General features: G+C 76.7%; 7 protein-coding genes and 1 pseudogene. 7 read left to right on the top strand and 1 reads right to left on the bottom strand.

Annotated features, from left to right (window positions below; translation table 11 throughout):
• Positions 1 to 521, bottom strand: a pseudogene (locus AB0B41_RS30925) (hypothetical protein); the annotation flags it as partial.
• A gap of 267 nt (positions 522 to 788) precedes the next feature.
• Here AB0B41_RS30925 and AB0B41_RS30920 point away from each other — a divergent pair.
• From AB0B41_RS30920 to AB0B41_RS30890, 7 genes are all read left to right on the top strand, one after another.
• Complete coding sequence (locus AB0B41_RS30920) at positions 789 to 1,679, top strand: tetratricopeptide repeat protein (protein WP_358209580.1); 891 nt, start codon at positions 789 to 791, stop codon at positions 1,677 to 1,679.
• A 75-nt stretch (positions 1,680 to 1,754) separates the two neighbouring features.
• Complete coding sequence (locus tag AB0B41_RS30915; RefSeq protein ID WP_358209578.1) at positions 1,755 to 2,642, top strand: glycosyltransferase family 2 protein; 888 nt, start codon at positions 1,755 to 1,757, stop codon at positions 2,640 to 2,642.
• A 53-nt stretch (positions 2,643 to 2,695) separates the two neighbouring features.
• The gene (locus AB0B41_RS30910) at positions 2,696 to 3,766 is read left to right on the top strand and encodes an NDP-sugar synthase (protein ID WP_358209583.1); all 1,071 of its coding nucleotides are present in this window, start codon (positions 2,696 to 2,698) and stop codon (positions 3,764 to 3,766) included.
• Positions 3,767 to 3,841: 75 nt separating this feature from the next.
• Positions 3,842 to 4,759 carry a DNA-3-methyladenine glycosylase 2 family protein gene (locus tag AB0B41_RS30905; RefSeq protein WP_358209576.1) on the top strand — a complete coding sequence of 306 codons (918 nt, stop codon included), beginning with the start codon at positions 3,842 to 3,844 and terminating at the stop codon, positions 4,757 to 4,759.
• 47 nt (positions 4,760 to 4,806) lie between these two features.
• Entirely contained in the window at positions 4,807 to 5,289 is a 483-nt protein-coding gene (locus tag AB0B41_RS30900; RefSeq protein ID WP_358209574.1) for a glutathione peroxidase, read from the top strand.
• Between the two features lie 156 nt (positions 5,290 to 5,445).
• Positions 5,446 to 6,441, top strand: coding sequence for a 2-phospho-L-lactate transferase (gene cofD / locus AB0B41_RS30895; protein ID WP_358209572.1), 996 nt, complete (start codon positions 5,446 to 5,448; stop codon positions 6,439 to 6,441).
• On the top strand, positions 6,438 to 7,805 hold the full coding sequence (locus tag AB0B41_RS30890; protein ID WP_358209570.1) for a coenzyme F420-0:L-glutamate ligase: 1,368 nt from the start codon (positions 6,438 to 6,440) through the stop codon (positions 7,803 to 7,805). The genes cofD and AB0B41_RS30890 overlap by 4 nt, the downstream gene beginning before the upstream one ends.
• Positions 7,806 to 7,822: the final 17 nt, after the last annotated feature.

Below are 7,822 nucleotides of genomic sequence, written 5' to 3'. Positions count from 1 at the left end.
GACCGGCGGGCCGAGGTGCGGGCGGAGCCCGACCGCGCCGACGCGGCCCCCGGCTCCCGGTCCCGGGCGGAGCCGCTGCCGGAGGCCCGGCGCCCGCGGGTGACGGACTCGCCGTCGCGATCCCAGCCGTCGCGCCCTGAGTCGTCGCGCCCCGAGCCGTCACGCCCCGAGCCCGAGCCGGTCGAGCGGGAGCGGCCGGTCGCGCCGCCGGAGCCGCGGTCACGGGCCGAGGCGCCGGAGGAACCGCTCCGCCCGGAGCCCGCCCCGCCCGCCGCGGAGCCCCCGTCCCGGGACGACCGGGCGGAGGACCCCGCCGCGGAGCCCGTGCGGCGTTCGGTGCCGGAGCGCGGCTCCGGCGCGGCGTCCGACCGCCCCGCCGAGCCGGTCGCGCGGGCCCGCGGGGGACGGTCGGGGCCGCCGCCGGACAGGGCGCCGCCCTCGCCGAACAGCGCGGAGGCGCCGGCGCGGCGCTCGCGCCGCGGCCCGCCCGAGGAGGAGCGGCCACCGGACGTCGGGTCCACTCCACCTCCTCGCCTCGCGCCGGACGCCGGGTCCGGACCCTCGCGGCCGCCACCCGGCCGCCCCTAGAGGGTGCAGCATGCGGAGGCATGATCGCGGCGCGTCGCCCGGCGTGTCGGCGGCTCGAGATCACCGTTGGGCGATCGTCCACCCCGGAGGGTGACCGATCCGGACCTGCGCGTGATCATCTCGGTGACGGGCCGCCTCGTCCTGCCGGACCGCCGGGGGAGTGAGACCATTCACATCTCCACGTCGCGAGGGGCCCCCGCATGACCGCACAGCCCGACGGGGCGGCCCGGGCCGACGCCGTCCAGCGCATCCCCGTGCCTCCGCCGGAGGGGCCGCTGACGTCCGCGGGCCGGGCGCTGCTCGAGCAGCACCGGCCCTGGGAGGCGGTCGAGCCGCTGCGCCGCGCCGTCGCCTCGCGCGAACCGGGCTCGGCGGACCTGCTCGTGCGCGCCTACCTGGACAGCGGCAGCTGGACCGCGGCCATCGAGTTCCTCGCGCCGCTGGTGGAGCAGGGGCACCTGGAGTTCGCGGGGCGGCTCGGGGTCGCGCTCGCCGAGCTGGGCGACCACTCGCGGGCCGAACAGGTGCTGCGCCTCGCCGTGGCGCAGCGCGAGCTCCCCGCGGCCAACGACCTCGCCCTGCTGCTGCGCGCCGACGGCCGCTTCGCCGAGGCCGTCCGGGTCCTCACCGACGCCGCCGAGGCGGGCGACCCGCAGGCGCCGGACAACCTCGTCGCGCTGCACCTCGAGGCGGAGGACCTCGCCGCCGCCGTCGTGGCCGCGGAGCGGTACGCGGACGAGCGGCGGCCGGACACGCTCGTCGCACTGGCCGACGTGCGGGCCGTGCAGGGCCGGGACGCGGAGGCCGAGTCCCTCTACCGCCGCGCCGGCGAGCTCGGCGCCGTCCGCGCCCACACCGCCTACGCCGCCTTCCTCGTCGCCCGCGGCGACGTCGACGGGGCCGACCGCGAGTACCGCGAGGCCGAGCGGCACAACGAGCCGGGCTGGGCCTGGACCATCGGCCGCTTCCTGCTCGACACCGGGCGGCCCGAGGCGGCGCGCTGGTACCTGGAGATGGCGGTGACCTGGGGCGACCGGGCCGCCGCCGAGGCCCTGGCCGAGCTCGACGGCGAGGACCCGGCGGACGACTGAGTGCGCGGCCCCCGATCGGGTCGGCCCCGGTCCCCGCACCGACCCGGCCCGCGGGGCCCGTTAGGGTGAGCCGCCATGGAGTCGGCGGTCCGCACGTACGGGGACGAGCTCGCGGTCGTGACCGTCACGTACTCACCGGGCGACACGCTCGAGGTCTTCCTCGACTCGCTCAAGGCGGCGACCGCGCGTCCGGCCCGGGTCGTGCTGGCGGACAACGGGTCCGTCGACGGCGCGCCCGAGCGGGCGGCGGAGCGCGACGGCGTGGAGCTGCTCCGGATCGGCGAGAACGTCGGCTACGGCACGGCCGCCAACCGGGCCGTCGCCGGGCTGGGTCCCGAGGTGGGCTGGGTCGTCGTCGCCAACCCGGACCTCGTCTGGGGCGACGGCGCCATCGACACGCTGCTCGAGGCGGCCGGCCGCTGGCCGCGCGCCGGCGCGCTCGGCCCGCTGATCCGCGAGCCCGACGGCACGGTCTACCCCTCGGCCCGGCTGCTGCCCTCGCTGGGCCACGGCGCCGGGCACGCGGTGCTCGGCCGGGTCTGGCCCGGCAACCCGTGGACGCAGACCTACCGGCAGGCCGCCGCGGCGATCGGCGAGCGCACCGCGGGCTGGCTGTCCGGCTCCTGCATCCTGGTGCGCCGCAGCGCCTTCGACTCCGTCGACGGGTTCGACCCGCGCTACTTCATGTACTTCGAGGACGTCGACCTCGGCGATCGTCTCGGCCGCGCCGGCTGGCTCAACGTCTACGTCCCGACCGCCGAGGTCGTGCACACCGGCGGGGTCTCCACCTCGAAGCCCGAGGTGTCGGCCCGGATGCTCGCCGAGCACCACCGCAGCGCCTACCGCTACCTCGCCGACCGGCACCCGGGCGTCCGCCACGCACCGCTGCGGGCGGCCGTGCGGGCCGGGCTGGCGGTGCGCGCGCGGGCAACGCGGGGGCGCGGGTCAACGTCACACCAGTGAGACCGGAGTTCCGGACCGGGGGGACCGGCCGGCTGACGAGAGGACCGTTCGTGCTGGACGACGTCGAGGCCGTCGTGCTCGTGGGGGGCAAGGGCACGCGCCTGCGCCCCCTCACCCTGTCGGCCCCGAAGCCGATGCTGCCCACGGCGGGCGTGCCGTTCCTCGCCCACCTGCTCTCCCGGATCCGCGCCGCCGGCGTGCGGCGCGTGGTGCTCGGCACCTCGTACCTCGCGGAGACGTTCGAGGAGCACTTCGGCAACGGGGAGTCGCTCGACCTCGAGCTCACCTACGTGGTGGAGGACCAGCCGCTGGGCACCGGCGGCGGGATCGCCAACGTGGCCAAGCACCTGACGACCGAGACCGTCATGGTCTTCAACGGCGACGTGCTGTGCGGCACCGACCTCACCGCCGTCGTCGACACCCACCGGCGCACGGACGCGGACGTCACCCTGCACCTGGTCCGCGTGCAGGACCCGCGCGCGTACGGCTGCGTCCCCACCGACGCGGCCGGCCGCGTGCAGGCGTTCCTGGAGAAGACCGAGGACCCGCCGACGGACCAGATCAACGCCGGCTGCTACGTCTTCCGCCGCTCGGTGATCGAGGACATCCCGCAGGGCCGGGTCGTGTCGGTGGAGCGCGAGACCTTCCCCGGGCTGCTCGAAGCGGGCGCGCGGGTCAGCGGGCACGTCGACAACGCCTACTGGCGCGACATGGGTACCCCCGCCGACCTGGTGCACGGCTCGGCCGACCTGGTCCGCGGCGTGGCGCCCTCGGCGGCGCTGCCCGGCCCCGCCGGCGAGTCGATCGTGCTGCCCGGTGCCACCGTGGCGAAGGACGCCTTCGTGTTCGGCGGCACCGCCGTCGGGCGGGACGCGGTGATCGGCGCGGGGGCGAAGGTCGAGGGCTGCATGGTGTTCGACGGCGCGGTGATCGAGCCGCACGCGGTCGTCGAGAGCTCCGTCGTGGGCGCCGGCGCCCGGATCGAGGCGGGCGCGCACGTCCGGGACGCGGTGATCGGCGACCGGGCGGTCATCGGGGCGCACTGCGAGCTCAAGGGCGGCGTGCGGGTGTGGCCGGAGGTCCAGCTGCCGCCGCACGGGGTCCGGTTCTCCGCCGACGTCTGACCCGTGAGCGCCTACTGCTGCGAGAGCGGCAGTAGGCACTCACGACCGCGTTCGGGCTGCGGTTACCGTGGTCGCGTGATCGAGCGCGAGTGGCGGCCGGACTTCCGGCTCGACCTCGCCGGGGTGCTCGCCCCGCTGCGTCGCGGGCGGGGTGACCCGTCGTGGCGCTCGGTCGGCGAGGGCTCCGCGATCTGGCGCGTCTCCACCACGCCCGACGGGCCCGCGACGGTCCGGCTGTCCCGGCGCGGCGACGGCACGGTCGTCGCCGCCGGGTGGGGACCCGGCGCGCGGTGGGAGCTCGACGGCCTGCCCGCCCTGCTCGGCGCGCACGACGAACCCGAGTCCTTCGTCGCCCACCACCCGCTGATCGCCGACGCCGCCCGCCGGCTGCCCGGCATCCGGCTCGGCTCCACCCGCCGGGTGTGGGACCAGCTCGTGCCCGCGATCCTCGAGCAGAAGGTGACCGGCATCGAGGCGCGGCGTTCCTGGCGCGAGCTCTGCTGGCGGTTCTCCGACCCCGCGCCCGGCCCGGCCGGGGCCCTCCCGCGGGGCATGCGCGTCCCGCCGACGCCCGCGCAGATCCGCTCCATCCCGGACTGGGAGTGGCACAAGGCCGGAGTGGACTCGGCCCGGCGGCGGGCGATCCTCGCGGCCGCCGCCGTCGCGCACCGGCTGGAGAAGGCGGTGGAGCTGGGCGGCGAGCAGGGCCGGATCCTGTTGCGCCGCATCCCCGGCATCGGGGTGTGGACCGCCGCCGAGGTGGCCCAGCGCGCGTGGGGCGACCCCGACGCCGTCAGCTTCGGGGACTTCCACATCCCCACCGTGGTCGGCTGGGCGCTGGTCGGCCGCCCGCTCGACGACGTCGGGATGCTCGAGGTCCTGGCCCCGTACGCGCCGCAGCGGCACCGGGCCGTGCGGTACGTCGAGATCTCCGGGTTCCGCCGGCCGCGCTTCGGGCCGCGCTTCAGCCCGCGGGACTTCCGCGAGATGTGATCGTCGGCCTGCAGATCGTCGAGGGGGTCGAGGGGTACGTTCGGTCCGTGGCCCTTCTCGACTCCCCGATCGCCGCGCTCGACGGCGATGCGCTCCCCGACCTCGGCGGCAAGGCCGTCCTCGTCGTCAACGTCGCCTCGAAGTGCGGGCTCACCCCGCAGTACGAGGGCCTGGAGCGGCTGCAGGAGCGCTTCGCCGGCCGCGGGTTCACCGTGCTCGGCGTGCCGTGCAACCAGTTCGCCGGGCAGGAGCCGGGCACGGCTGAGGAGATCGCCACCTTCTGCTCCACGACCTACGGCGTCTCCTTCCCGCTCACGGAGAAGGTCGAGGTCAACGGGCCGGGCCGGCACCCGCTCTACGCCGCGCTGACCGCCACCGCCGACGGAGCGGGCGAGGCCGGGGACGTCCAGTGGAACTTCGAGAAGTTCCTCGTCGCCCCGGACGGGACGGTGCGGGCCCGGTTCCGGCCGCGCACCGAGCCGGAGTCCGACGAGGTCGTGGCGGCGGTCACCGAGGTCCTCCCGGGCTGAGCGGAGCAGCATCGGCGCTGAGCGGAGCGTGCGGAGCGAGCCTCTGCGCTGAGCGGAGCGTGCGGAGCGAGCCTCTGCGCTGAGCGGAGCGATCCTCTGCGCTGAGCGGAGCGATCCTCTGCGCCGAGTGTCGGGGGTCCGTCGTAGCCTGGCGCCGTGAAGGTCACCGTCCTGGTCGGAGGCGTCGGCGGCGCCCGGTTCCTGCTCGGCGTGAAGGCGGCCCTCGGGCTGCCCGCCGTCGGGCCCGGCGAGGGCCCGCACGAGGTCACCGCCGTGGTCAACGTGGGCGACGACGTGTGGATGCACGGCCTGCGGATCTGCCCCGACCTCGACACCTGCATGTACACCCTGGGCGGCGGGATCGACTCGGAACGCGGCTGGGGCCGGGCCGGGGAGACCTGGGCGGTGCGGGACGAGCTGGCCGCTTACGAGGCCGACCCCACCTGGTTCGGGCTCGGCGACCGGGACGTCGCGACCCACCTGGTCCGCACCCGGATGCTCCGCGCGGGCTACCCGCTCTCGCAGGTCACCGAGGCGCTGTGCCACCGGTGGAAGCCGGGCGTGCGGCTGCTGCCCGCCACGGACGACCGGGTGGAGACGCACGTGGTGATCGACAACCCGGAGCCCGCCGAGGACGCGCCGCCGCAGGTCGCGGTGCACTTCCAGGAGTGGTGGGCGCGCCACCAGGCCAAGTTCCCGGCCCACCGCTTCGCGTCGGTCGGCGCGGACGAGGCGAAGGTCCTGCCCGCCGCGGCCCGGGCGATCGCCGATGCGGACGTGGTGCTGGTCGCGCCGTCGAACCCGGTGGTCAGCATCGGCACCATGATCCAGGTCCCGGGGATGCCGCAGGCGCTGGTCGGCACGAAGGCGAAGATCGTCGGGCTGTCGCCGATCGTGGGCGGGCGACCGCTGCGCGGGATGGCCGACGCGTGCCTCTCGGCGATCGGGGTCGACACCACCGCCGAGGCCGTCGGCCGGCACTACGGCGGGCGGGCGAAGGGCGGGCTGCTCGACGGCTGGCTGGTCCACTCGGGAGACTCCGCCGAGATCGAGGGCGCCGAGACCCGGGCCGTCCCCCTGCTGATGACGGACGTGGAGGCCACGGCGGACATGGCACGTGCGGCGTTCGAGCTGGCCGGGGTCGCCCCGTGAGCGCTCTGCCGGCCCCGTCGCCGGTTCCCGACCACGGCGCCGCATCGGGCCTGCGGATCCTGCCGGTCCCCGGGCTGCCGGAGTTCCGCCCGGGGGACGACGTGACCGCCGCGGTCGCCGAGGCCGCCCCGTGGCTGGAGTCCGGCGACGTCGTGGTGGTCACCAGCAAGATCTTCTCCAAGGCCGAGGGCCGGCTCGTCCCGGCGCCCACCGATCCCGAGGAGCGGGACGAGCTGCGCCGCCGGCTCGTCGAGGGCGAGACCGAGCGGGTCCTGGCCCGGCGCGGGAAGACCCTGATCGTCGCGTCCAAGCTCGGGATCGTGCAGGCCGCGGCCGGCGTCGACGGGTCGAACGTGCGGCGGGACGAGCTGGCGCTGCTGCCCGTCGACCCCGACGCGAGCGCCGCCCGGCTGCGCGAGGGCCTGCGCGAGCGGCTCGGTGCCGACGTGGCCGTGGTCGTCACCGACACGATGGGCCGGTCCTGGCGGGTCGGGCAGACGGACGTCGCCATCGGGTCCGCCGGGCTCACCGTGCTGCACCGCTACGGCGGCGCGGTCGACGCGGAGGGCAACGAGCTGCTGGTCACCGAGGTCGCCCTGGCGGACGAGGTGGCCGGCGCCGCCGACCTGGTCAAGGGCAAGCTCGGCGGGACGCCGATCGCGGTGGTGCGCGGGCTCGGCGTCCGCGAGGACGGCTCGACGGCGCGGGACCTGGTCCGGCCGATCGACGAGGACCTGTTCTGGTTGGGCACCGAGGAGGCGCTCGCACAGGGCAGGCGCGAGGCCGTGCTGCTGCGCCGCAGCGTCCGGGACTTCGCGCCCGCGGAGGTGCCGGCGGAGTCCGTGCGCCGGGCCGTCGGCGTCGCGCTGACCGCGCCCGCGCCGCACCACAGCACGCCGTTCCGCTTCGTGTGGCTGCGCGACCCCGCCCGACGCACCGCCCTGCTCGACGCGTTGCGCGAGCGGTGGCGCGCCGACCTGGAGGCCGACGGGCGTCCGGCGGACGAGGTCGAGCGCCGGCTCGCGCGGGGCGACCTGCTGCGCCGGGCGCCCGAGCTGGTGCTGCCCTTCCGCACCGGCGATGGCGCGCACGCCTACCCGGACGAGGCGCGCCGCGCGGCCGAGCGGGACATGTTCACCGTGGCCGGCGGGGCCGCCGTGCAGTCGTTGCTGGTGGCGCTGGCCGCCGAGGGCCTGGCCTCCTGCTGGGTGGGCTCCACGATCTTCGCGCCCGAGGTGGTGCGGGCCGAGCTGGGGCTGGCCGAGGACTGGCAGCCGCTCGGCGCCGTCGCGCTCGGGGTCCCTCTCGAGGCCGCCCACCCGCGCCCGCCCGCCGACCCGGCCGCGGGGTTGCTCGAATGGTGAGCCCCGTTCCCGCGGGG

Source organism: Pseudonocardia sp. NPDC049154, assembly GCF_040648315.1.
Classification (GTDB): domain Bacteria; phylum Actinomycetota; class Actinomycetes; order Mycobacteriales; family Pseudonocardiaceae; genus Pseudonocardia.
The sequence above is the reverse complement of the archived record's forward strand: the minus strand, read 5'-3'. Positions and strand labels throughout refer to the sequence as shown.

Excerpts from the sequence above, each read along its gene's own strand:
- AB0B41_RS30920 (WP_358209580.1), top strand. The coding sequence starts at position 789 with ATGACCGCACAGCCCGACGGGGCGGCCCGGGCCGACGCCGTCCAGCGC.
- AB0B41_RS30915 (WP_358209578.1), top strand. The coding sequence starts at position 1,755 with ATGGAGTCGGCGGTCCGCACGTACGGGGACGAGCTCGCGGTCGTGACC.